Source organism: Microcoleus sp. A6-C6 (assembly GCF_036705955.1).
Lineage (GTDB): Bacteria > Cyanobacteriota > Cyanobacteriia > Cyanobacteriales > Microcoleaceae > Microcoleus.
In genome coordinates, this window is sequence record NZ_JAUBVR010000018.1 from 28,491 (window position 1) to 53,036 (window position 24,546).

Below are 24,546 nucleotides of genomic sequence, written 5' to 3' on the forward strand. Positions count from 1 at the left end.
TATTTTAAAGTATTTGAGCTGGATCACGGTACAAATATAGAAACCTGTTCATAACATTCCAACCGACTATTATGATCCTGCTTTCTGCGTTCGCGCAGCCCGTCGGCGGGTAACTAAATCTGTAAAAGACTTACTCAGATCCGACCAAGTTCTATTTTGCTGTTTTCTAGCCTTGCATCTGTACGGGTTGAGCTTTAGCATCCTTGAGCAGTTGAGGATAAATCCTATTCCCACTAATTTTGACTATTATGAGTATGAAGCTTTTCTTCAGACCGCTTAGTGACACCCCTCTCCTGACTCTGTGATGTTTCTTATTTAAGTTTGTGATCCTGGTAAAATTTTATTGTGATATAAATCAGTCGATCGAGTGACTACGATCGCAAAAATTTAAACTAAAAAAAATTCTAGTCATCACAGATCTGAGATTTTTCGAGTTTTCTGTCAAAAACTCATCGATCGCAACTTCTAGAAACGCTGGGCGAGTTCTCTGGTTAAATTTATCCGACTTCCCTGCCTACTTATTTTGTGCTTCCTGTTGGGCTTTATCGCTATTTTGGCGGTAAAGTGCCGTCCGGTTGACAGCCGTTGCATAGCGGGGATGATTCGGGGACACGGCAGCCATCAAATCCGAAGCTTGCTGCCACTTAGTTGCTACTACTAACCAATTTTCGCGAGATTGAGCCGTTTTGCCGTCGGTGGCTGCTTGCTGGGCCACTCGTACTGCTTGTCCAAAAGGGTCAACAGCAGAATTAGCATTTTCTTTAAAAGTTTTCCCAGCAGGTGTCGTTGCCAAGGGAGTGGCACTGGCAACTGCTTGGCTGGTGGCTGTTGTGCTGTTTGGCACTTGAGAATTGAGTCCTTTGTAGATGGCGGCCGCCGCAGCGAGCAACAACACGGTCAAGCTGATGCCGCCGACGATACTGCGCTGAAATGGTCGCGGTTGCCGCATTGATCGAGGTGCAGCGATTCTCGGCAAAGCCCGCTTGCCTTGAGCTTGGCGTTCGTGATGGGCGGCGGCCAAACGCTTGAACAAATTCGGCTTTTTGAGTTTAATTTCTTGAGACCACAGTAATTGATTTTCTGGATCGTGGCTAATTTCTTCGAGCCACAGCAGTTGGTGTTCTCGCACCAGCCGGCTGTTGATGTTGACTCGGCGAATATTGCGGGGCGAGAGGCCTTCCAAAATTTCTCGAACTCGATCGACCAAACTAGACTGTTCGAGCAGTTGGGATGTTGCAGCTTCGCACAGTAGTTGCAGCACCCCATCGGCAAACACGGCTCTAGCCCTGACGCCTGCCTGTGCCAGTTCATCGTTCAGAATTTGAATAATTGAGGAAACCGATCCCTCGCGAGCTTGTCGAGCAATGTCATCTACTGGATTCGCCATAAAAATATCTTGATGCTTAGCAATCTGTATAACTGTTAATCTAAATGCTCGGATCTGATTTTCGCCTATACAGATTATCGCCGACATTCCCCGGTTAAAATGGACAAATGCAAATCTTGCATTACCAATCCGACATAAAAATATCACGGCAGCATCTGAGAAGCCAAGAGGAAATAAACTATGGGCAAAGTAATTAGCGGTCAAATTTTTGTTTTAGACGACAACATCGATACAGATCAAATTATCCCTGCCGAATACCTGACTCTGGTTCCCTCGAAACCGGACGAGTACGAGAAACTAGGCAGTTATGCGATGATTGGTTTACCCGATCGCTACGACAAGTTTATCGCGCCCGACGAACAGAAAACCCGGTATCCGATTATCATTGCCGGCGAAAATTTTGGCTGCGGTTCTTCGCGGGAACACGCTCCGATCGCTCTGGGGGCTGCGGGTGTCAAAGCGGTGGTGGCTTTGTCTTACGCGCGCATTTTCTTTCGCAATTGCTCGGCTACTGGCGAATTGTACCCGATCGAATCTGTCGATCGACTTTGCGACTTATTTGTCACAGGCCAGGAAGTGACGATCGACTTTGCGGGCGATCAAATCATCAACCACACTCTAAATGTTACTTACTCCCTCAAGCCTTTAGGAGATGTCGGGCCAGTAATTGATGCCGGAGGGCTATTTGCCTACGCACGCCAAACGGGAATGATCGCAGCTCGTTCTTAACTGCTAAAATCTGAAATGTAGGGTGTTCTTCGGCGCACCTTACAAATATCAGTAGAGCCTCAAATCGCATCAATAAAACTCAATAAAATGCGCTGGTGAGCACGGCCGAAAGGTCGCACATCTCCAGACTTTTCAGAATAGTATTTACCAGCCCGAATATCCTCCGTTGTCAACAACTGCATATCCCAACCTTCCTGCAAAACTAAATCCTTGACATCCGCACTAAGTTGTGAGTGAAAGACATGGCGAAGAACATCTCCTTCGACATCGTGACAGAAAAAAGAAACAGTTGCAGGAGCCCAGCTAATTTCCTCTACTAATTCCCGCATCAAAGCAACTTCCGCAGTTTCTCCGGGTTCCAAGTGTCCACCAAACAAAGCCCAATGTCCGGGATACCTAATATTCGGAACATCGTCCCGCAACTGGCAGAGAAACTTGCCGTCTTGGTATAAAATTGCGATCGCAACGTGAATTTGAGTCATAAAGAAGTTCGGCAACGGATTATGTAACGGATGTAACGGATTTCAGCATAAATAAACATACCCACAGCGCCCAAGTAGAATTACAAACTTTTGATTTTCATGAAATCGACGTACTTAATGATTGAAAAACAATAGCGTGTAGCTATTTTCCTTGATCAGCCACTGGAGTACGCTTGAGTTGTTCCATTTCCTCAACATAAACTTCACCTAAATCTTTACCAACCAAATCCTTCAGCTTAATACTTTTATAACGGACTTCTCCCTTCAGCAATACTTCATCGCCAAGCTTCGGCAAAGCTTGCTTAGTTAAAATCCAAATCTTACCAGTACCGTCTTGAAGTTGATAAGCCGCATTCCCCACAAACGGAGCGCGATTTTCCACCTTTCCCCGGAGATAAACTTCACCATCGACTTGCCGCTTTTGTTGAATGTCGCCAATACTAGCAACATTAAAACCAAGATTGAGTTGAGACATGGGTAAATTGCCACAACTGAGCAAACCGCTGGTAAGTATTAGCAATAAAGAGCCTATGGAGTATCTTTGAACCCAAACTTGCTGAATTACAGTAGTCATTTGTCAAATGATTTGAGATTTGAGATTGTGAGATACGACTTACTCTAACAGAATCCCAAGAGTCGATCGCAAGTCAGAAATTTCTCTAGTACAATCCTTGACGGCGATTAAGCTAAAATCTAAAATCGTCAGCCCCTAACCCAGAGTCTACAATGGATGCCAAAACTGCTCAAATACTAGATGGTAAAGCTTTAGCGACCAAGATTCAAAGCGAGCTGAGCGATCAAGTCCGCGCCCTACAGCCCCAGATGGGGCGTCCTCCGGGACTTGCGGTGCTGATGGTGGGCGACAACCCAGCCAGCGCGGCTTACGTGCGTAACAAAGAGCGTGCCTGCGCTAAGGTTGGTATAGCTTCCTTTGGCCAGCATTACCCAGCAAATGTGACTCAAGCGGAACTCGAACTTGCAATTCATGCACTCAACGAGGACGATCGAGTAGATGGCATTTTAGTGCAACTACCGCTACCAGAAAACTTAGATGCAATTTCGCTGCTGTACCAAATTGCCCCAGACAAAGACGCTGACGGACTTCACCCTATAAATTTAGGCCGCTTGGTGCGATCGGAGCAAGGTTTGCGCAGTTGTACTCCCGCCGGAGTGATGCGGTTATTACAGGAATATCAGATTGATTTGAAAGGAAAAAATGCTGTTGTTTTGGGACGTAGTATTTTGGTGGGTAAACCGATGGCGTTGATGTTATTAGAAGCCGATTGTACTGTTACTGTAGCTCATTCGCGGACGCAAAACCTAGAATCAATTACTAGCCAAGCCGATATTTTAGTAGCCGCGGTCGGCCGCACCGAAATGATTACAGCTAATATGGTTAAACCGGGAGCAGTAGTAATTGATGTTGGTATTAACCGTGTTGTCAATCCAGATGGTACTAGCCGTTTGGCCGGAGATGTAGATTTTGATGCTGTGAAAACAGTAGCCGGATTGATTACGCCGGTGCCGGGAGGAATCGGGCCGATGACTGTTGCTATGTTGTTGGAAAATACAGTTTCGAGTTATACGAAAAAAATGGTTTGACGCGCGAATAGCGGTAAGGTGCGCAGTGCGCACCCTACATAATTAGGTGCTGCGGTTTATTCAATAGCAAATTCGCTGAATAAAACCACAAATGACGGACGAAATAATTCGCTACTACAGAGGCTAAGTCTGCCGCCTACGCCGACTACTGCTTAACAGCAACAACCCGAATTCGGCGATAGTCTGCACTCCAATTACCGTCGTGGTAAAGGGCGGGCCGCAAACGTTCTTCAACTGTACGAATTACGTGCGATCGCACTTCCTGCGACAAACCCGACAAAAACCCGCCTGCAAACATCTCAATCCAATTTACCATACCAGCGCTGCCACCTTCTAGGGGAGTTGGGCGATCGAACAAAACCGCATAACTCACCTCAAAACCCTGGTTTTCCAGCAGCAGAGCATACTCGCCGATACTCGGAAAATACCAAGGATTAAGCGATTCAGGCTCCGAACAGCCAATTTCTGACAAAACGCTCAAAAGTGCACGGGCGATCGCTCCCACATTCCCCTTACCGCCAAACTCAGCAACAAAACGCCCACCCGGCCGCAGCGCTTTTTCCACACAATGAATCACAGCATCCGGCTGCTTAATCCAGTGCAAAACAGCATTAGAAAACACCGCATCTAACGGATCTTCCACTTGAAAATCCTGCGCATCCGCAGCCGCAAAGTTAATGTGAGGATAATTTGCTTGAGCCGTGGAAATCATAGACAAAGAGGAATCAATACCTTGAACAAAAGCACCACTTTGAGCAATTTTTTCAGTTAACTGTCCTGTACCGCAGCCCAAATCTAGAATCCGTTCTCCAGCCTTCGGAGCGAGCAAATCCAAAAGCGATTCACCGTACTCCCAAACAAAAGCATGATTTTGCTCATAAAGAGCTGTATTCCAAGAATCTTGTGACATTTGAAATTCCTCAATTTGTAAATTACAGAGCTTGAAACCGCTTCTATACAACCAAAACCCGGATGGTGCGCGGGTTGAAGAGTGTAGCGATAAACCGGGTTGCTGAGACAAGTGCGCGATTGGTTATTGAATTATTTACCAGCAAGCAAACCAATTGCATCCCCCTCAATAGGACAAAATCTAATATTTTCCAAAATCTCCGCTGATATCCAAATTAGCCATTGTTTAATTCTCAACTTCGCTTATTAATCACTGTATTAAATGCCATCATTAATGTCCAATATTTTTTTAATTCATAACTTATACTTTTAAAGTATTAATGCTTGAAGATGTATGGAACTGCGACATTTGCGTTACTTTATTGCCGTTGCAGAGGAACTGAATTTCACTCGCGCAGCGGAAAAATTGCACATGGCTCAACCTCCGCTAAGCCAACAAATTCAGCATTTGGAGGCAGAGTTGGGCTTTCAACTGTTTCGCCGCACCAAGCGGACGGTGCAGCTAACCGCTGCGGGACAGGTTTTTTTTGAGGAAGCGCAAAAAATTCTGCTACAAGTCGATCGGGCAATTCAACTCGGCAAACAGACAAGCCGCGGGGAACTCGGCCAACTGACTGTAGGCTTTGTGAGCTCGGCAGCACACAATATAGTTCCAGCCATCTTGCAGGCGTTTCGCACTCGCTATCCCGCAGTCTGCCTCGAATTGCACGAACTGACGACAAACGAACAGTTGCAGCGGTTACGGGAAGGACGAATTGATATCGGCTTCCTGCGCCCTCCGATCGAGGAAGATGGCATAAATTCAGAAATCGTTTTTCGAGAGCCTCTGATCGTGGCGCTGCCAGAAACGCATTATTTAGCCGATTCACGCGCTGTTGTGGAATTGCGATCACTCTCTGCCGAAACGTTCATCTTATTTCCGCGTTCCCAGGCTCCGGGACTGTACGATGCGATCGTCAGTCTTTGTCTGCAAGCAGGTTTTAGCCCGATCGCGGGTCAAGAAGCGATTCAAATGCAGACAATTATCAGCTTGGTAGCAGCTGAGATGGGGTTGGCGATTGTTCCGGCATCAATGCAAAATTTCCAGCGCAGCGGGGTTGTTTACAAATCTTTGCCAGAATCAACCTGCATGGTGGCGATCGCCCTAATTTGGCGCAGCCATCCCACGGAGGCGGTGCAGCGGTTTTTGGAAGTCGCCAGACAAATCAGCGGATTTGAGATTTGAGACTGTAGATTTTAGATTGACGGCTAATTTGACAAAGTTATCAAAACTCAAAGATTTTCTGTGCAACAACACCCGTAGAATAATTAATTGATGCTCGGATTTCGGGCAACCACTACCGTAAAAGTCGGCGCGATCCGACCAGAACGGCTCACAGTATCCCCAATCACATTCAGTACAAGAGAGCAAGGGATGGTATTTGCAACAACAGAAATGGATTCGTCCCAACCGGAATCCGCTTTCGACTTATCTAGTTACCTAGTCGAGCAAAAAAAGGCGATCGAGGTAGCTCTCGACAGTGCACTACCGGTCATCTACCCAGAGAAAATTTACGAAGCAATGCGCTACTCGCTGCTAGCGGGAGGAAAACGCCTGCGTCCAATCCTGTGTGTGGCTAGCTGCGAACTGGCTGGCGGCACTGCTGCTATGGCAATTCCCACAGCTTGCGCTTTGGAAATGATCCATACAATGTCGCTAATTCACGACGATTTGCCGGCAATGGACAATGACGACTATCGGCGCGGTAAACTGACGAACCACAAAGTCTATGGCGAGGATATCGCCATTTTGGCTGGCGATGGTTTGTTGACCTATGCTTTTGAATTTATCGCTACTCAAACTCAGAACGTACCCCCCCAACAGGTGTTGCAGACGATCGCCCATTTGGCGCGCGCATCCGGCGCTGCTGGACTCGTAGGCGGTCAGGTGGTTGACCTGGAATCGGAAGGAAAAACAGATGTTTCTCTGGAAACATTGAATTACATTCACGCTCACAAAACCGGCGCGCTGTTAGAAGCCTGCGTGGTTTGTGGGGGAATTTTGGGTGGAGCCTCAGCAGCAGATTTGCAACGGTTGTCTCGTTTTGCTAAAAATATTGGGCTGGCTTTCCAGATAATTGATGACATTCTGGATATTACTGCTACTCAAGAAGAATTGGGCAAAACTGCTGGCAAAGATGTTCAAGCAGGGAAAGTGACTTATCCTAGTTTGTGGGGAATTGAGGAGTCTCGGCGCCAAGCCAAACAGCTTGTTGCTGATGCTAAGGCTCAACTGGCAGTGTTTGGGAGTAAAGCCCAACCTTTATTGGGAATCGCGGATTTTATTACCAGCCGCAGTAACTAGAAATACTAAAGAATATGCAGGAAATTTGCAGCGGCATCTTAAACAATCATGTACTGATAGTTGCTTTGATCGCTTGTCTGTCGGCTCAAATCATTAAATTGCCGATCGAATTAATCAAAAATCGCAAGTTTAATCTGCGGTATTTGGTAACAACGGGCGGAATGCCCAGCTCTCACTCGTCTTTTGTGGGCTCTTTGGCTACGGGAGTCGGACAAACGATGGGATGGGAAAGTCCAGAATTTGCGATCGCAGCGATCTTTGCAATTATTGTCATGTACGACGCTGCTGGAGTGCGCCAAGCTGCCGGCAAACAAGCTCGCATCCTCAACCAAATTATCGACGAGTTTTTTGAAGAAGACCACAACCTGAATGAGGCTCGCCTCAAAGAGTTGCTGGGACACACTCCTTTTCAAGTGCTCGTCGGTTTGGGGCTGGGAATCGCTATTTCTTGGATCGCAGGGCCTGCATATTAGTTAACAGTTAACTAATGACTGTTAACTGTTAACTAATGACTGTTAACTAATGACTGTTAACTAATGACTGTTAACTACTGACTACTGACTAATGACTACTGCCCAAATTCTGCTTGCAGCAAGTCGTCGTTGTCGTCGGCGATGGTGGCGACAATAGTAATGGCGCGTGAAATTTCCCCAGCAGAGATTTCGGCGATCGCCCGATTGGATATTACCGCAACTTGGTTGTCAACGATCGCAAAATGAGATTCCAAAGTAGACAGCCAATTCATTTCTAGAAGTTTCCGCATTAATTCCGCTTCATTCTTGGCCGGCAACTGGAGCACAAAAGCCCAGACAGTCAAAGTATCATTTTCGGTTTCGCCCGTGAGTTGCACGAACACTTCAACACTACCGTACTTAAATTTCCAAAGATGTCCGCCAGCTTCATTTTGACCGACCATCACTTTTTGGTCTACAGCCATGCTGGCAATCACAGTTTCAATTTCTTCTGCATAGCTGACTGCTGTGGCTTTTTCGACCTGCTCAGAGGCGATCGCGCTTTCACTCGATAGGCTTTCTGCGGAAGCTGTTTGTGGGTTCGGCTCGCTGTTAGTCATGATTAATATTTAAACGGAAAAGTATTCCAATAATCTTTACCAATACAGTTTACTTCCTATTTAGGACTTACCAAAATAGGACTGATAGGATTTTGGATTAAAGAATTAGGCTTGACTTAAATAATTACTGGTTCCCAGACAGAGCCTCGGAACCCATGTCCAGAGGCTCTGCTTCGCCTATATCTAAGCCTTGGGCTTAGCGGCCGCGGGCTTCTTCTCAATGGGTTTTAATCCGTTGAGAAACATCGGCACAAATTTTTCCACAAATGCCTGGGGGTCTCGATTCCAGGCGCGTTGAGCTACATCGACTCTCGTCATTTGCAAGTCGGGGGCGAGCAGGGTTGCCGGCAAGCGTTCCATCAGGTATTGCGGACGTTCCCACAGGGGCATGGTGTTAGCAATATCCACTAGATGGGTGACGCGACGCAGTTCTGCCCCCAGCATGATATCCATTCCCGATGCAAATGCTGCTTGTTCGATCGCCACATACTTGCGTTTTGCCTGTTCCACCTTCTGGCGATGTGCGGGGCTCTTGGCAGCAATTGCGCCCAGCCAGCGGTTGCCCCAGCGGACGTGACCGGCTTCTTCGGGAAAAATCTTTTCGATGGTTTCGCGGATTTTGACGTTTTCGTCGGTTTGAGGAGCCTTTTTGAGGGCGTGGATGTGGGCAGAGAAATACTCGCATCCCCGCTTCTCGGTGACATTAATCGCGGCTAGGGAAGAAATTACAAAATCTTCGCGGTCTTTGGTGGGGTCTTGTTGCTCGCTGTCGAACAACCTTTCAAATTCGTCAATGTAGGAGACTCCCGGCGGCTTTCCCACCTTCTGGCCGATGTCTACCAGGAGGTCGGTAAGCCACATGGCGTGTCGCGCTTCGTCAGAAATGTGCCGGGAAAGATCCCGCACGAGTTCTGCCGGTTCGCCGTCTAGCTGTTCGATCAAGTCCGTGAGGTCTTTGCAACTGCGCTGTTCGCTGAAGCGGTAGCGGTTGAGGGTGATCAGGTGGATTTCGCGATCGCGCACCACTTGACTTAAAATCTCGCGCGCTCCCATGCCGTTGCGAAGCTTACGGGGATAGGCAACTGTCATGTTTGTATGTTGTTTTGTAAAGATACCTATATAAGTGTAACGCAGTTTTGAGGACAACCAATTCCCTCACCCGGCAGAAAAAAGTTGTTGTGCGCTCTTGTCAAAGATCGATGTTGAATGTGTTGTCAAGTTAATCAAAAAGGCGATCGCCCTAGATTTACTTTCCTGTATTTACGTTTAACACCGCAGTGGCGATCGCGAATTGTGCGATCGGCTGACTCATGTATTTAGAAACACATTGTTTTACAAAACATACTATTAAATCGGAATAATTTCATGTATCTTTAGATAGATATTGTGTGAATTATTTATATATAAAAAACCTGATAGTTTATATCAGAAAATCTGACTGACCTAGATCAAAAATTATGTAGCTAAATTAACTTTTTAGCGTTATATTGATTTACAGAATACAAAACCTAGGTGACTCACTTGGCTGATATCGTTGATACCGCAGTTGCGGCAGGCTCTTTTACAACTCTAGTTGCTGCCGTCAAAGCTGCTGGTTTAGTAGAAACTCTCAAAGGCGCTGGGCCCTTCACAGTTTTCGCTCCTACAGACGAAGCTTTTGCTAAGCTTCCCGCAGGTACTGTAGAATCACTGCTTAAGGACATTCCTAAGCTCAAAAAAATCTTGACTTATCATGTCGTTTCTGGAAAAGTTATGGCTGCTGATGCGGCTAAGCTGAAATCTGCGAAGACAGTTGAAGGCTCAGAAATTAAAATTGATGCTTCCAATGGCGTCAAAATCAATGATGCTACCGTTACCACAGCCGATGTTGCTGCTGATAATGGTGTCATCCACATTATTGATGCAGTCTTGCTTCCTGCGTAAGCACAGATTTAGATAGTGCAATACTATCTTGAGGGCGGTGGCTATTGTTAGCTACCGCCCTGTTTTAATTGATAAGAAGAAGGAAGAAGGAAGAAGGAAGAAGGAAGAAGGAAGAAGGAAGAAGGAAGAAGATATACACGGCAAGTTTTTTAGGGTTCCGTATTTTACTTTTAATTGAGTGTATTTATTTGGTTGCAAAATAAACAGTTTACCCCGCTAGATAATTAAAATTATTTTAAAACTATGATACAGCAGGGGAAATTGGTCGATCGCACGAAGCGATTGTCTGCCCCAAAATTGTCACTGCTGGATTTACCCAGAAAACAGGCTGTAAGCCAATCACCTTCGTACTCTGGGGCCCATTTGTGGTTCATGGGTAGATGCCATGCTTCCAAACCCAAAATTTATCCCAGAAACCGGGTTGATGGGGGCTGGGCTTAAATAAGATACAATGAGAAGCACAAGGAAAGTGCGATCGACATTATTTGACAATCAAGCTATGCAATCTACAACTCAGTCCGAGACAGCACCGGCGATGGACGCTCCCAAACACGGCTTACCCGTTACCATCATTACAGGATTTCTCGGCAGCGGCAAAACAACCCTGCTCAACCACATCCTGAGCAACCAGCAAGGTTTGAAAACAGCAGTTTTGGTCAATGAATTTGGCGAAATCGGCATCGACAACGAACTAATTGTCACCAGCGACGACAACATGGTTGAGCTGAACAACGGCTGCATCTGCTGCACAATTAACGAAGATTTGGTTAATGCAGTTTACAAAGTTTTAGAACGTCAAGAAAAACTCGACTATCTAGTAGTAGAAACTACCGGACTCGCCGACCCGCTACCAGTTGCTCTAACTTTTTTAGGCACAGAACTGCGCGACCTGACCCGTCTTGATTCGATAGTTACAGTCGTAGACGCAGCCAACTATAGCTTAGATTTGTTCAACTCTGAAGCAGCTCACAGTCAAATAGCTTACGGCGATATTATTGTCCTCAACAAAACAGATTTGGTTGAAGAAGCAGATTTAGATTTGTTGGAAGTTAAGATTCGCGATGTCAAACAAGGTGCTCGAATTTTGCGAGCAGTAAAATCGGAAGTTCCCCTACCGCTCATCCTCAGTATAGGATTGTTTGAATCAGGGAAATATTTCTCTGAGGAAACTCCTAGCAGTCACGAACATCACGATCATAGCGCTCACGACCATAGCGCTCACGGACACGAACATCACGATCATAGCGCTCACGATCATAGCGCTCACGATCATAGCGCTCACGGACACGAACATCACGACCATAGCTCTCACGACCATAGCCATCATGACCACTCCGACCATTTAGAAAATGACGGATTTACCTCAATTTCTTTCCAGAGTGACAAGCCGTTTTCTCTAAGAAAATTTCAATATTTCTTAGACAATCAACTACCAACCAACGTGTTTCGCGCGAAAGGGATTATGTGGTTTGAAGAAAGTCCCAAACGGCATATTTTTCACTTGAGCGGCAAGAGATTTTCGATGGACGATGACGAGTGGAAAGGTGAGCCAAAAAATCAACTTGTGATGATCGGTCAGGGCTTGGATACTGAGACTTTGCGATCGCAAATCGAAAACTGTCTCTGTATGCCTGCACCCAATCGCGGCAAAGGTTTCGGGAAAAACTAAAGCTTAAAAACTAAGCATAACAAACCTGTGCTAGCTAGAAACCCGGTTTATTTCGTCTAGACTTCGCGGCCAAAACCAAGAGTTATCCGAGAAACCGGGCTTTGTTTTTATAATTCCTCTTCTGATTTCCCATGCGAGTGATCATCCAGCGAGTCAAATCATCTCAAGTCCAAGTTAACGGTAAAATTGTCGGCAAAATCGGCTGCGGACTCAACTTGCTTGTAGGTATTGCAAACACCGATACCGAATCAGAACTCGACTGGATGGCTCGCAAATGTCTAGAATTGCGTTTGTTTCCAGACTCGGCTAGCGACGGCGGCCGCTGGGACAAGTCCGTACAAGACATCGGCGGCGAGTTGCTGGTTGTCAGTCAGTTTACGCTGTACGGCGACTGTCGCAAGGGTCGGCGGCCTTCGTTCGATCGCTCTGCCGCCCCAGAAGCCGCCGAAAAACTTTATGAAAAATTTGTCGAAAAGTTGCGCCACAGCGGCTTAAAAGTCGAAACAGGGCTGTTTGGAGCTCAGATGCAAGTCTCTATAGATAATGACGGCCCGGTGACTTTGTTATTAGAGAGAGAATCCGGGTGAATTGTTTGCAGACACCCCTGGCGGTGCTTGCGAGAGCAGTGTTTGCTCTACATATAGCAATCAGAGAACGATGACTACAAACTCGCGCTGGTGGTTTTAGGTCGCAGGAATTCGACATTCAACTCTAGTTTCTTTCCCAGCCACAAAGAATGTGCCGTGTGGTCTTCAACATCGTCGCCTGTTTCGGGATGAACGAGAATATCTAGTTCCTCGCGATGAAGCATTAACCAGGGAACGACTTTGCCAAACTGCTGCGGTAAAAATGCAACTTGATACATCGCTTGGGGGTGGGGGCCAATGGGTTTGTCATGCCAGCGCCCGAGCTGTACCTCAAACCGACTCAATCCTTCACGCACGCGGGCCGCAGCATCGCGGCTATCAGTGTCGAAGTAAATATGGGCGTGAAAATCAACAATTTCGATGGTGTCTTCTTTCATGATTTGCAGTGGGTGATTGAGCCGACATCTGCACAAAACGGCTGTTAACTTTAGGTTAACTTGACTTGCGCTCAAGTGCGAAATTCAGCCAGCAGTGTTGTTCGCACTCGCGGGCCGTAGCTTTGATTGGGGCGAGTGCGATCGCATCTTCCCCCAACAGCCGACAGCACTTTCGGTTCCATACCGTACACATCTCGCAGCACATTATTGACATGGGGAAACGCGAAATACTCCGTCAGTTTCCCCATGAGGTGATTGAAAGGTTGATATCGGTGGCGGTGCACGCCCTACACAATACTGTGCTTCTTCCTTCTTCCTTCTGCCATAAAAACAAATTTGCAGATTAACCGGGTTTCCCAACTGCTGCGGCGTAGGTTCTGAAGATAGTGCAGTTCGCTACACTCTGCCGACTCTCAATTCCGCAATCTCCAACGCCGAAAACCCCCTCAAAAGACCAGTTGGTAAATTGTCCACTCAGCGGCCCCGGAACACCGTCCATCTTTGTCGCGATCGCCGTACCATAATTACAGCTCAGAATGCTTGTACAGTAAGGATTTAAGGGTAATAAAATATATCTCCCACAGCCAGCGCTTAGAATCAAATTCAGTAGCCAAAAACTGTTGCATGAGAGAGTGGAACACTGGCATCACTGTGCCTATCTGTATTTCCCTATATTCAATACATAGAGAGTTGAATCAGCACAGCAAGCGAAACCGCGAGCAACTGTCGCCTCACTCCCTGCCCGCTTACGCTACTACCGGATAAACGCCATGACTGTCAAAACTGCCACCAACACCGTCAACTGCAACACCGCTTCTAACCTCAACTTCATTCCGGCCACCTCCGAACAAACCGCCGAAATCAATACAGTGTCGAGCATTGATGTTCTGGCTTTGGCTGAATTCGCCCTCAAAGAATTGCAAGCGGAAATGAAAAAATCCAGCCGCAGCGCTCAAGCAGTGGCGATGCGGATTGCCAAGGAAGTCGAACGGATTTGCCAAAAAAGCGATCGCATCCAAGTTTCCGGCGAAGTTGAAGCTTGGCAAATCACCTTGGCTGAACACCGGTTGCAAAAAACTCTACAATTCTATCGCCTCGGTTCCAAACAAGGCCGCGTCGAACTGCACTCTCACCTCGCGGCGATGATTTACCGTCATGTTGCTTCTTTTCGCTCGAACTTGAATTTCCAAGCTCGCTACAACATGATTGAAGACTTTTTGCAAGGCTTTTACATCGAAGCTTTGCGCGCTTTCCGCCGCGAACACCAACTGGATCTCAACTACACTCCCCACACGCAGCTAGAATTGGCTGAGTACATGGCTTTCACCGAACAATACGCCAAACGTCAAATCGGTTTACCCGGCCGCAATCGCCAACGCCTGATTGTGCTCCGCGCTCAAGGATTTGCTAAGGGCCAACCTCCCGAAACTGCGATCGACATTGAAATGGCTGTAGAATCCGGCAAGGGAGAAGATGCGGAAATGTACAGCCGTTCTCCGGCGCTGCAACAAGTCCGCGAACAAATGGTTTCGGAAACTGTTGATCCGGCTGATGCTGTGTTGCGCGATCGAGTTGTCGCTGAATTGATCGCTTATCTGGAAGCCCAAAATCAGCCCGAATGTGTGAGTTACTTAATGTTGAAATTGCAAGACCTTTCGGCTTCGGAAATCGATCGCGTTCTCGGTTTATCTTCCCGCCAGCGCGACTACTTGCAACAACGGTTTAAGTACCACGTCGAAAAATTTTCCCGTACTCAAAACTGGAAACTGGTTCACGAATGGCTGGGTGCTGATGTCGATCAAAAGCTGGGAATGACTTCGGACAAATGGGAAGCATTTCGTGCTCAACTGTCGCCAGAAATGCAGCAACTGTTAGAAATGAAGCGGAATCAAGAATGCGACAAGGCGATCGCCACTGCGCTCAACTGCACTCCCAAACAAGTTCAAAAACGCTGGGCACAACTGTTGGATCTGGCAAGCCAGACTCGCAACAGCAGCCAAGCTTAATGGGTGATCCAACATGAACGCAACTGTTTTCTTGAGTTTGGAAAATGCGATCGGGTGTGGCACCGGAACCGGAATGCCCGCCCCGTCGTCCGCTCTCAAATCTCCAAATGGGGATGCTAGATTATGATAGATTTTGAGCTAATTAAATATATTAAAACAGCACTAATTTTTCTTAATATTTATGATTCCCAGGTAATCCATGGGAATTTTTTTTTAGAGTAGGAACGGGCTTTCTGGCCCGTTCCACAAAAATTCAATGTTCTTGTGGAACGGGCCGGAGAGCCTCTTGTTGAGAAGGTTGAAACATATGAGTTTCAACCACAAAGTCCCATAAATGAAGTAGTGAACCCAGGTTTTGTATTATAATTAGCATCAACGATCGCGCCCCAAGAGAAACTATAAAATTTATGTGTCTCAATCCCGGAGATATACTGGCTGAACGCTACAGAATTATTGCTCAATTAGGACGGGGAGGGTTTGCTAGAACCTACACGGCTAACGATCTAAGCAGACCCGGAAATGTGTGCGTTGTCAAGGAAATTCCTTTTCCGTCATCGAACGATCCGCGCGTTTTAAGAATGGCAAGGCGGCAATTTGAAAGGGAAGCTAGCGCTTTGTACAGTCTCGACAATCACTCGTGCATTCCCAAATTATCCGCTGACTTTGAAAAAAACGATCATTTTTACTTAGTTCAAGAATATATTCAAGGACATCAGCTTAAGGAAGAACTCACTTCAGGCAAACAGTGGACGGAGGAGAAAGCGATCGCCTTGTTGCGAGCAATTCTGGAAATTTTAAAGTTAGTCCATAAAGAAAATATTATTCACCGCGATGTTACACCTTCTAACTTAATTCGGCGAAAAACAGATAAACAAATTGTTTTAATTGATTTTGGGGCTGTCAAAGAAATCAGCACTTTTACCACTGACTCTACAGGTGAAATAACATCCCAGGCGATCGGCACAAGCGGTTATATGCCTGCCGAACAATACAATCCCCGGTCTGTCCCGCAACCATATAACGATATTTACGCCCTAGGAATCATCGTGATTCAAGCTCTTACCGGGAAGGTTCCCACAAATCTCCCGCAAGACCCCCAGACTTGTGAAATAGTCTGGGATTACTCCACGTCCGATCGCCCTGCGGTACAAGTGAGCGACCGTTTCAAAAATATATTAACCCGGATGGTGCGCTTCCACTTTCAAGAGCGCTACCAATCTGTTTCTGAAGTTTTGCAAGACTTGGAGGCGATCGACAAACAGCCCAAGTCACCCAAACCTGTGCGCTTTCGCTGGCCGCTGTTAGGCGTTGCGGGAATTTGCGTCGGATTGGCGATCGTACTTTTAATCCCCAGAATTTCCCCGCTAATCCCCAGAATTTCCCCGCCACCAACGCAGCCTACACCCTCCGCTGATGGTGTAAGTTCCGGTGAAAAACTCCTAGTACAAACCTTCGCCATTTGGCCAAAACAAAGGGGAATTAATGAATTTGCAGACTCTAATTATTCAGAAGCTTTAAAATTGCTCAAACAGTCCTGGCGAGAAGACCGCAGAGACCCAGAAACTTTAATTTACATCAACAATGCTCTGCTAAAGACAATCAAGGCAGACTATTACACGATCGCAATTGTTGTTCCCATCCGCAGAAAGGATGACGGCAGCATTCTTAACGCCAATTTAGCAGAAGAACTGCTGCGCGGCATTGCTCAAGCTCAAACCGAAGTAAATTTAGGTCTCCTCGCTGCAAATGACAGCAATAAAGATTTTCCAGGTCAAGGATTTCTCGAACCAAAAGCTATCAAAGGAAAAGGTCTCAAAGTCATCATTGCGGATGATGGCAATATCAAATCCTACGCAGTTCAAAGGGCAAATTACCTAGTCGCTCAGCCAGATATTCTAGCAGTCATAGGACACTACACCAGCGACATGACCGTGGCAACAGTAGATATTTACAATCAAAATAAACTGGTCGCCCTTTCTTCGGGAAGCACAACAGAAGAACTAACACGCAAACCTCGTAAATTTTTCTTTCGGACGGCTCCGACAACTAGCATAGAAGCTGAAGGTTTAGTAAATCAACTGCTCTCAGTAGGTCAGAAAAAAGTTGCAGTTTTTTACAATCCCAACAGTCCGTTCAGCGCTTCTTTGTGGGAAGAATTCAAAAAGCAATTTGAAGCCCAAGGAGGTTCGACTTTTAGACTCAGTAATTATTACGACTTATCTAAAAATGATTTCAACGCTAAATCAGCAATCAAAGAAGTTGAGAAAACCGGAAAAACGGCGATATTGGTCATTCCCGACGGTCAAGTTACTAAGGCTGTAGAAAATGCGCTAGAAATGATTAAAGCTAACGGCGATCGCAATTGGATTGTCGGGCCCTGGACGCTGTACGAGCCGAGAACGCTAAAAGTAGCAAAACAGCTAAAATCCATTGAAAAACTGGGCATATCCGTGTTTTGGCATCCGACAATTAGTTTTGACAAAAAGTTTCCAGTCAACGCTGAAAAATTGTGGGGAGGCCCGGTCAATACTCGATCGGCTTTAACCTACGATGCAGCCAAGACGCTGATAAAAGCCCTCGAAATGCAGCCAGAACCCAGCCGCGAAGGAATGCAAAAAACCTTAGCCTCTCCTGATTTCAAAGCTGACGGAGCCACGGGTATAATTGAGTTTGACTCGACGACTGGAAATCGCAAAAACCCTCCGAAACGAGTGGCGCATATTGTTCTGTGTTCTAGAGAACAATTTGGTCTTACCTTTGTGCCGATCGAATTTCCCACAGCCGCAGCCGCAGGCTTAAAATGCGACTAACGCTTTGCAGTGCCTGTGGGTATCAGCCCCCAACATTTAAACAAAAAATTAGATATAGTGAACAAAGCTAGTTTTTTTTATAATAATGCTTATGGCGGTCAATCTCGCTCCCTCCACCAGTTCTAGCCTCAAACCAGAAGCCCAGAATATCTGGGCACTCAAACAAGTCTTGCAGACAATTGATGCCGATAGCTGTCCGGGTTCCTATAACTTCCATATGCACACAGTTTACTCAGACGGGCGATTGCAGCCTGAGAAATTGATGGAACTTGCGATCGCAGGTGGTTTGAAAGGCTTTGCTATCACTGACCACCACAGCGCCAAAGGCTACGTTCAAGCTCAAATTTGGCTGGATAATTGGAAACTAAACCATCCCGACAGCACTACCGCAGCACCTAGTTTTTGGACAGGCGCTGAAATTAATGCGGCATTGCTCAACAACGATGTACACATTCTCGCTTACGCTTTCGATCCGGAACATTCCAGCCTCAAACCTTACTTGCGAGGTAAAGGTACTGAAGGCCACGCCTCTTATGCCGCAGCCAGGGTAATTGAAGCGATTCAGGAAGCAGGAGGTTTAGCAGTTCTAGCACATCCTTGCCGGTATCGATCCACAGCAGATAAACTAATCCCAGAAGCAGCCCGTCTTGGCATTGACGGTGTAGAAATTTACTATGCTTATGCTAATCCCAATCCTTGGAAACCGAGTCCCAAACAAACTGCTTTAGTCAAAGATTTAGCTGAAACTTATGGTTTGTTGGGAACTTGCGGAACTGATTCTCATGGCCTGAGTCTTTTAGTCCGAATCTAGATAATTCGGGAATTGGGAATTGGGAATTGGGAATTGGGAATTGGGAATTGGGAATTGGGAATTGGGAATTGGGAATTGGGAATTGGAATGACAAATCTCAACTGTCAACTGTCAACTGTCAACTGACAACTGACAACTGACAACTGACAACTGACAACTGTCAACTATCAACTGACAACTGACTACCGTTCCGGGAACAACTGACAAGCCCTGATAGTTGGCTGATTTGCCCAATCCAAGCGAGAATTTGGAAATCGATCCATCCAAGCTTCCAAATAAGCTCGATTAGCCTTTTTTTCCTCTGGATCTGAGGTGTTCATCGGATGAGGTGCTAAACCAAAAATAGTCGCTGTCGTCACGCAAAACATCGACTTCTGAAAACTTTGGCAAATTTGCACGCGCACATCATCTTCGCCGCGACAGCTAGTGCGGTAAACTTCTTGCAAATAATCCGGCAGAAAATGCCGCATATCTTGCATCAATTGAGTCGGCGGAATCCCTGCACCTCCGATCGGCAAAGGGTCAGCAAATAAAGCCCCGTAGCCAAAATCTTTTTGTTCTTCGGGGATTTGGTGCGCTTGGGCGTTGTATGAAACTACTCCAAAAAATGCTGTTCCACGAAAGAAAATTGCCTCTACATAAGGCACTGCTACATCTGCTAAAAATGTCAAGCCCGCCGAGGCTGGAATGATATCGTAGTCTCGATCGCCAATCTTGACGCTGTAGGTGATTGGTAGACTGGCGGCACCCACCAAACCTGCTAAGGTAAAATCAACTACGTCAGCGATCGACTTAATTTCCCCGGCTTCGTAGCGATCGGACATATCAATAAATAAATCGCTCATTACCCGCCAAAACTGACCAAGCCCGGTGTAGTAAGCCAGCATCCGCACTTGTTCCGGCAAAAAATTAGGGAAAACTTTGTGCAGTCCCTGCATGAAAAAATTGCCTTTTAACTTAGCTGCGATCGCCTTTTCGACCAAACTGCTAAATTCCGGGGAATCCAAATAAGTGTCCAAACCCCCACCGCCGTGCCAAAGCATGGTTCTCATCACATACTCAGCATACTCAAAATTAATGCGGTCGTGCCACAAATAGCGGATTAATTTCGGTCGATTCACTTCTCCGTTGAAATATTTAAAAAACGGGAAAAGCACTAAAAATTGTTCTTCAGCGATGTAGTTAAGATTGAGGGAGTAGGCATCTAGAACCACACCGTAACTTTTGAGAATGCCGACTACTTCTACTACATTGTCCGTTGATTCTGGAAGCAAAGCTTTGCCTGACTCCAAGATGTCAATGTAGGCGGATAGAGGATGGGCAGAGGGTTTTAATACGGTACTTGTCATTTGATTTGAACCTTAATTGAATAACTGTTTTCCTATCAACCAAATCAGAATTCAAAAGAATGTTTGGGAGCATCTGTGTTTTGCATTAAGAGTGCTGTCCCCGCTCGCGAGCGGCAGTAAATGCACGCGATCGGGGACGCTCGCACTGTAAAATAAATGCTTTTTGCAATGCCGGAGATGCTCCCAAATGTTTGTAGTGAGGACTTGAGTCCTCAGAAGTTTATAAAGACGGAAGTCCTCACTACGAACCTATGGAAGATTTCACTCCAAGTTGTGAGCAACTTGTTGAACTTGCGCGGGCACAGCCGATACTAAGCCGATCGCAGTTTTCTCGCTCAAAGCCACTAAAACACCAGGCTGCACTCCCATGATGGCGATAATTACTGCTAAAACCAGCGAAGGAATACGATCGCGCCACCGCACTTGTGGCAAATTCACCACCAAATCGGAAAGGCGACCGAAAAAGGCACGGTTGACCATAATTAAATAGTAGACTGAAGTTAAACCAGTGCCGATCATGCAGAGCAAAGTTTGCACGGGAAACACTGGTAAACTGCCCCGAAATATCAAAAATTCAGCAATAAATCCCGCCAACCCCGGAATGCCGGCACTCGCCATCACGCCAAGGATCATTAAACTGCCAATCATCGGCAAACCGCGATCGGGATTGAACAAACCTTTGAGCACATCGATGTTGCGACTGCCGGATTTTTTGTAAACAATCCCGACACTCAAAAATAGCAGCGCCGAGATTAAACCGTGGCTAACCATTTGCAACACAGTTCCCAGCATACTAATTGGAGTAGCTGCGGCGCTGGCCAACAAAATGTAGCCCATGTGGGCGATCGAACTATAAGCTACAATTTTTTTCATATCTTTTTGGGCGATCGCGCAACTAGCCCCGTAAAGCACACTCACCACCGCCCAACTCGCCAACCAAGGTGCAGCCACCGCCCACGCATCGGGGAACAAACCCAAACCAAAGCGCAGCATCCCGTAGGTTCCCAACTTCAACAGAACCCCCGCTAACAGCACAGAAACAGGAGTCGAAGCTTCTACGTGAGCATCCGGCAGCCAAGTATGAAAAGGTACCAAAGGAATCTTAATTCCAAAAGCCAACAACACCCCAGCCAGCAACACAAGTTGCCTCACCAAAGGTAAAGGCAATCCACCTTGTAAATGCGATGCACCCGCTGCACCAACCATATCGAAACTAGAAGCACCGCTGAGCCAAACTACCCCCAAGAAAGAAGCCAGCAACACCATGCCAGAAAATGCAGTATAGATTAAAAACTTAGTAGCAGCATAACCCCGGCGCTCGCCGCCCCAAATCGCAATTAACAAGTAAAGCGGAATCAATTCTACCTCAAAAAACAGGAAAAATAGCAGCAAATTTTGAGATAAAAAAGCCCCCGTGACTCCACCACTAATTAACAGCATCAAAGAATAATAAAGTCGAGGTCTGCGGATAGAGTCATCCGTAGCGTAAATAGCGACCCCTGTCAGTAGAGTATTTAAAATCACCAAAGGCAGAGACAAACCATCAACGCCTAGATTGTAATTCAATCCCAAAGCATCGAGCCAAGGAACAAATTCCGAAAACTGCAACTGACTCGTACTGATATCAAATTGAGCAGCTACAATCACCGAGAGAATAAAAGTCACGCCCGACATGACGAGAGAGGCATTCCGAACTACTTTAGAACTTACCGCACTGGGCCAGAACCCAATTAGAGCAGCGGTCAACATTGGTATCCAGATTAAAGCACTGAGCATCAATTAAAACTTCCCTTGTTACGCAGCTTTGATAACTATATTTAACATTAACGCAAAGCAACTGCATAAAAAAGCGATCGGTCAATTTTCTTGTTAAGATAGATGCCAATGTCTCGGTAATCGTCCTATAACCTTAAGTATTAGCGATCGATAAGATTTTCCAATTAAATGGGAGCATCTCATTTATGCAAAAAATATTTTTTCTGGGAGTGCGATCGTCCCCGAAGAGCGAGGTGTATAATACTCGCGAGCGAGGACGATCGCACTACGACACAATTTCACTACCCGAAATTTTACCCGGTGGGAAAATTCCGGTTGCACAATTGTGACCGATTGACATTAAATAAAACTAGAAAAGAAGCAGACAAACTCAAAACAATTCATCTGCGTTTATCCCCGTTCATCTGCCGACATCTGCGGTTCAAAACTGCCAAACAATCAGCCCCAACAACGCAGTAATCCCCGCCACAATAGTCAACACATAAAACTGTGACTGACCGGTGCCACTGTACTTCAACCCTTCGCCGCTGAAAATTGTGGCAAAACCGAACAAATTTACCGCCCCATCTACCACGTACTTGTCAGTCCAAGCGCTGAGTTTAGCAATAGAAGCCACGGCCCAAACCACAGTCAAGCCGTAAACTCGATCGATATAAAAGTCGTAAGCCAACAAATCCTGCACCGCCGGCAGCGGCAGCCGTACCGGTCTAGGTAAAACCCCGTACCAATAAATCGCCACCCCAATCCCAACGCCAATCAAGCCAGATAGCATTAAAAGCGGAACATTTAGAGTCTTCAACAGCAAATTTAAAGTATCAAAATCCCAGGTTTTCGCCCAAGGCCCAGTCCAACTAATTAACAGTTGCCACCGTTGCAAAATCCAAGGCACTAACAGCCCGATTACGGTCAAAGTTACCATCGGTAATGCCATAGTCCAACCGACTTCTGGAGCTCTGCGAGTTTTCGGCTGCGGTTTTCCGGCAAACACTAAACCGAATACGCGAGTTAAATTTAGCGCTGTTAAACAGTTAACCAAAAGCAATACAACTACCAACCACAAGGGCACTGTCCAAAAACCGTTGAGCCAGCGCCGCATCGCCCAAAAGTTACCCATCGGTAATAGTGCTACCATCCCCGCAGCGCCTACTAAATAAGCCATTGTCGTGGCAGGCATCTTTGACCACAACCCTCCCATTTCTGTTAAATCTTGAGTGTTGGTTGTGAGAATAATTGACCCTACGCTCATGAATAATAGTGCTTTGGAGATCGAGTGCGCGAACAGCAACAGCAAAGCAATGTCTACTTCATTGAGTCCCACCGCGATAAACACTAAACCCATAGAAGCGCTGGTAGAATGCGATAAGGCTCTTTTGATGTCGATTTGGGCGATCGCCACCAAGGAAGCGCCAACAGCCGTCACCGCACCCAAAACGACCAACACCACACCAGTCACCGGCGACAGCGCTAAAACAGGCTGAAGTTTAATCAAAATATAAGCGCCAGCACCTACAACAACCGTATTCCGCATAATCGAAGCCGGGTTTGGCCCTTCCATCGCCTCGTCCAGCCACAAATGGAACGGAAATTGAGCGCACTTGGCTGTAGGTGCAGCGATTAAAGCCAAACCTAAAAGAGTCGCTACCAAAGGAGACAAAGTGGCAGTTTCCGCCCATTTTTCTAAATCGGAAAAATTCAAACTTCCCGCTAAAGTAGAAAGCGTCACTACTCCCATCAGCAGCGGTACGTCTCCTACACGCTTTGTTAAAAACGCATCTCTAGCCGCCGTTACTACCAGCGGTTGAGCGTACCAAAACCCGACTAGCAAATAAGTTGAAAGCGTCAGCACTTCCAACAAAGCGTAAGTTAGCAGCAGCGAGTCGCTAATGGCAATGCCACTAATTGCTCCTTCAAAAAAACCGAGCAGCCCAAAAAATCGAGCTAGCGCCCAGTCTTTTTCCATGTAGCCGATCGCGTAAATTTGTGCTAGCAAACTCAGAACTGTAACTAACTCCATTGCTCCGACGCTGATGGTGGAGATTTCGATGGCAAAAGACAAATTTAAGTCTGCTGCTTGCACCCAGTGTACGAGCAACTGTTGGGGGGGTCGATCCCAAGTTGCTCGAAAAATAACCGATCCGTGGATGAAAGCCAACACAGTCATCAGCAAATTGAAGTAAGCTGCGGGTCTCGGCCCTGTGGTGCGAACGGTTCCTGTAGACCACGGCAATGTTAAAATTGCGCCAATTAAGCCATATAAAGGCACCCACCAACAGGCTTGGAGGAGAAATTCGGTCATTTAATTGATCCTTGAAATTTTAAATTACTCGCTGCCTCGATCCAAAGGCAGTTCCGGGCGATCGCGCCACACCGTAAAAATTTGACTAAACCAGATCTTAATAGTTCTGGCAAAATAATTTGCACCTAAAATTCACTATACATGAAAGCATCAAAACTGAGAATTTTCTCCCTACAAAATTACAAGCTTCTCAGAATCAGCACTCACAGAAAAAATGCCCGCCGATTGGCCCAGACTGTCTTTTTTGCCTATTTATTGGTGATCCCTCATGGGAAATCCCCAATTTCATCGACACTGATCGGTCTCGCCTTCACTTACCGAACTCTACCTTACAGGTATTTGTACTCACTTGACTGC

23 protein-coding genes are annotated in these 24,546 nt (G+C 46.4%); 12 read left to right on the forward strand and 11 right to left on the reverse strand.

From position 1 onward, the window contains the following. Positions 1–514 precede the first annotated feature (514 nt). Positions 515–1,387, reverse strand: coding sequence for a hypothetical protein (locus QUB52_RS10095; protein ID WP_265233232.1), 873 nt, complete (start codon positions 1,385–1,387; stop codon positions 515–517). Between the two features lie 180 nt (positions 1,388–1,567). Between QUB52_RS10095 and QUB52_RS10100 the strand changes: the two genes are divergently transcribed. Further along, the gene (locus QUB52_RS10100; protein ID WP_265233231.1) at positions 1,568–2,116 is read left to right on the forward strand and encodes a LeuD/DmdB family oxidoreductase small subunit; all 549 of its coding nucleotides are present in this window, start codon (positions 1,568–1,570) and stop codon (positions 2,114–2,116) included. A gap of 59 nt (positions 2,117–2,175) precedes the next feature. On the opposite strand, the gene QUB52_RS10105 is transcribed toward QUB52_RS10100, so the two are convergent. Beyond that, positions 2,176–2,598 carry an NUDIX hydrolase gene (locus tag QUB52_RS10105; RefSeq protein ID WP_332973090.1) on the reverse strand — a complete coding sequence of 141 codons (423 nt, stop codon included), beginning with the start codon at positions 2,596–2,598 and terminating at the stop codon, positions 2,176–2,178. Positions 2,599–2,740: 142 nt separating this feature from the next. Continuing rightward, positions 2,741–3,172, reverse strand: a complete 432-nt coding sequence (locus tag QUB52_RS10110) for a DNA-binding protein (RefSeq protein WP_265233229.1) — start codon at positions 3,170–3,172, stop codon at positions 2,741–2,743. Between the two features lie 152 nt (positions 3,173–3,324). On the opposite strand from QUB52_RS10110, the gene folD reads away from it, so the two are divergent. After that, on the forward strand, positions 3,325–4,200 hold the full coding sequence (gene folD / locus QUB52_RS10115) for a bifunctional methylenetetrahydrofolate dehydrogenase/methenyltetrahydrofolate cyclohydrolase FolD (protein WP_332973091.1): 876 nt from the start codon (positions 3,325–3,327) through the stop codon (positions 4,198–4,200). A 145-nt stretch (positions 4,201–4,345) separates the two neighbouring features. Here the strand turns inward: folD and QUB52_RS10120 are convergent, their stop codons facing one another. Next, positions 4,346–5,110: a class I SAM-dependent methyltransferase gene (locus QUB52_RS10120; protein ID WP_332973092.1), complete on the reverse strand. Its 765-nt coding sequence runs from the start codon at positions 5,108–5,110 to the stop codon at positions 4,346–4,348. 333 nt (positions 5,111–5,443) lie between these two features. On the opposite strand from QUB52_RS10120, the gene QUB52_RS10125 reads away from it, so the two are divergent. From QUB52_RS10125 to QUB52_RS10135, 3 genes are all read left to right on the forward strand, one after another. Then, positions 5,444–6,334 carry a LysR substrate-binding domain-containing protein gene (locus tag QUB52_RS10125; RefSeq protein ID WP_332973093.1) on the forward strand — a complete coding sequence of 297 codons (891 nt, stop codon included), beginning with the start codon at positions 5,444–5,446 and terminating at the stop codon, positions 6,332–6,334. A 189-nt stretch (positions 6,335–6,523) separates the two neighbouring features. Continuing rightward, the gene (crtE, locus tag QUB52_RS10130; protein WP_332973094.1) at positions 6,524–7,453 is read left to right on the forward strand and encodes a geranylgeranyl diphosphate synthase CrtE; all 930 of its coding nucleotides are present in this window, start codon (positions 6,524–6,526) and stop codon (positions 7,451–7,453) included. Between the two features lie 14 nt (positions 7,454–7,467). Continuing rightward, on the forward strand, positions 7,468–7,926 hold the full coding sequence (locus QUB52_RS10135) for a divergent PAP2 family protein (RefSeq protein ID WP_265233224.1): 459 nt from the start codon (positions 7,468–7,470) through the stop codon (positions 7,924–7,926). A gap of 95 nt (positions 7,927–8,021) precedes the next feature. On the opposite strand, the gene QUB52_RS10140 is transcribed toward QUB52_RS10135, so the two are convergent. Both QUB52_RS10140 and QUB52_RS10145 read right to left on the reverse strand, forming a co-directional pair. After that, complete coding sequence (locus QUB52_RS10140) at positions 8,022–8,525, reverse strand: YbjN domain-containing protein (protein WP_265233223.1); 504 nt, start codon at positions 8,523–8,525, stop codon at positions 8,022–8,024. A gap of 183 nt (positions 8,526–8,708) precedes the next feature. After that, positions 8,709–9,614: a ferritin-like domain-containing protein gene (locus QUB52_RS10145; protein ID WP_265233222.1), complete on the reverse strand. Its 906-nt coding sequence runs from the start codon at positions 9,612–9,614 to the stop codon at positions 8,709–8,711. A gap of 432 nt (positions 9,615–10,046) precedes the next feature. On the opposite strand from QUB52_RS10145, the gene QUB52_RS10150 reads away from it, so the two are divergent. The 4 genes from QUB52_RS10150 to dtd all read left to right on the forward strand — a co-directional run bounded on the left by QUB52_RS10150 (position 10,047) and on the right by dtd (position 12,704). Further along, positions 10,047–10,448, forward strand: a complete 402-nt coding sequence (locus QUB52_RS10150; protein ID WP_332973114.1) for a fasciclin domain-containing protein — start codon at positions 10,047–10,049, stop codon at positions 10,446–10,448. A 37-nt stretch (positions 10,449–10,485) separates the two neighbouring features. Then, the gene (locus QUB52_RS10155; protein WP_332973095.1) at positions 10,486–10,626 is read left to right on the forward strand and encodes a hypothetical protein; all 141 of its coding nucleotides are present in this window, start codon (positions 10,486–10,488) and stop codon (positions 10,624–10,626) included. 321 nt (positions 10,627–10,947) lie between these two features. Then, positions 10,948–12,117 carry a CobW family GTP-binding protein gene (locus tag QUB52_RS10160; protein ID WP_332973115.1) on the forward strand — a complete coding sequence of 390 codons (1,170 nt, stop codon included), beginning with the start codon at positions 10,948–10,950 and terminating at the stop codon, positions 12,115–12,117. 131 nt (positions 12,118–12,248) lie between these two features. Then, positions 12,249–12,704, forward strand: a complete 456-nt coding sequence (dtd, locus tag QUB52_RS10165) for a D-aminoacyl-tRNA deacylase (RefSeq protein WP_332966246.1) — start codon at positions 12,249–12,251, stop codon at positions 12,702–12,704. A gap of 74 nt (positions 12,705–12,778) precedes the next feature. Here the strand turns inward: dtd and QUB52_RS10170 are convergent, their stop codons facing one another. After that, positions 12,779–13,141 (reverse strand): DOPA 4,5-dioxygenase family protein, encoded by a 363-nt coding sequence (locus QUB52_RS10170; protein WP_332973096.1) that lies wholly within the window; start codon positions 13,139–13,141, stop codon positions 12,779–12,781. A gap of 71 nt (positions 13,142–13,212) precedes the next feature. After that, positions 13,213–13,389: a hypothetical protein gene (locus tag QUB52_RS10175; protein WP_332966248.1), complete on the reverse strand. Its 177-nt coding sequence runs from the start codon at positions 13,387–13,389 to the stop codon at positions 13,213–13,215. Between the two features lie 522 nt (positions 13,390–13,911). Here QUB52_RS10175 and QUB52_RS10180 point away from each other — a divergent pair. The 3 genes from QUB52_RS10180 (at position 13,912) to QUB52_RS10190 (ending at position 18,768) form a co-directional block, all read left to right on the forward strand. Next, positions 13,912–15,147: a HetZ-related protein gene (locus QUB52_RS10180; protein ID WP_265233217.1), complete on the forward strand. Its 1,236-nt coding sequence runs from the start codon at positions 13,912–13,914 to the stop codon at positions 15,145–15,147. Positions 15,148–15,554: 407 nt separating this feature from the next. Further along, positions 15,555–17,957, forward strand: coding sequence for a bifunctional serine/threonine-protein kinase/ABC transporter substrate-binding protein (locus QUB52_RS10185; protein WP_332973098.1), 2,403 nt, complete (start codon positions 15,555–15,557; stop codon positions 17,955–17,957). 91 nt (positions 17,958–18,048) lie between these two features. After that, entirely contained in the window at positions 18,049–18,768 is a 720-nt protein-coding gene (locus QUB52_RS10190; protein WP_332973099.1) for a PHP domain-containing protein, read from the forward strand. A gap of 182 nt (positions 18,769–18,950) precedes the next feature. Here the strand turns inward: QUB52_RS10190 and QUB52_RS10195 are convergent, their stop codons facing one another. The 3 genes from QUB52_RS10195 to QUB52_RS10205 all read right to left on the reverse strand — a co-directional run bounded on the left by QUB52_RS10195 (position 18,951) and on the right by QUB52_RS10205 (position 24,189). After that, positions 18,951–20,117, reverse strand: coding sequence for a CO2 hydration protein (locus tag QUB52_RS10195; RefSeq protein ID WP_265233214.1), 1,167 nt, complete (start codon positions 20,115–20,117; stop codon positions 18,951–18,953). A gap of 261 nt (positions 20,118–20,378) precedes the next feature. Beyond that, positions 20,379–21,893, reverse strand: a complete 1,515-nt coding sequence (locus QUB52_RS10200) for an NADH-quinone oxidoreductase subunit M (protein WP_265233213.1) — start codon at positions 21,891–21,893, stop codon at positions 20,379–20,381. Positions 21,894–22,314: 421 nt separating this feature from the next. Further along, complete coding sequence (locus tag QUB52_RS10205; RefSeq protein ID WP_265233212.1) at positions 22,315–24,189, reverse strand: NAD(P)H-quinone oxidoreductase subunit F; 1,875 nt, start codon at positions 24,187–24,189, stop codon at positions 22,315–22,317. Positions 24,190–24,546: the final 357 nt, after the last annotated feature.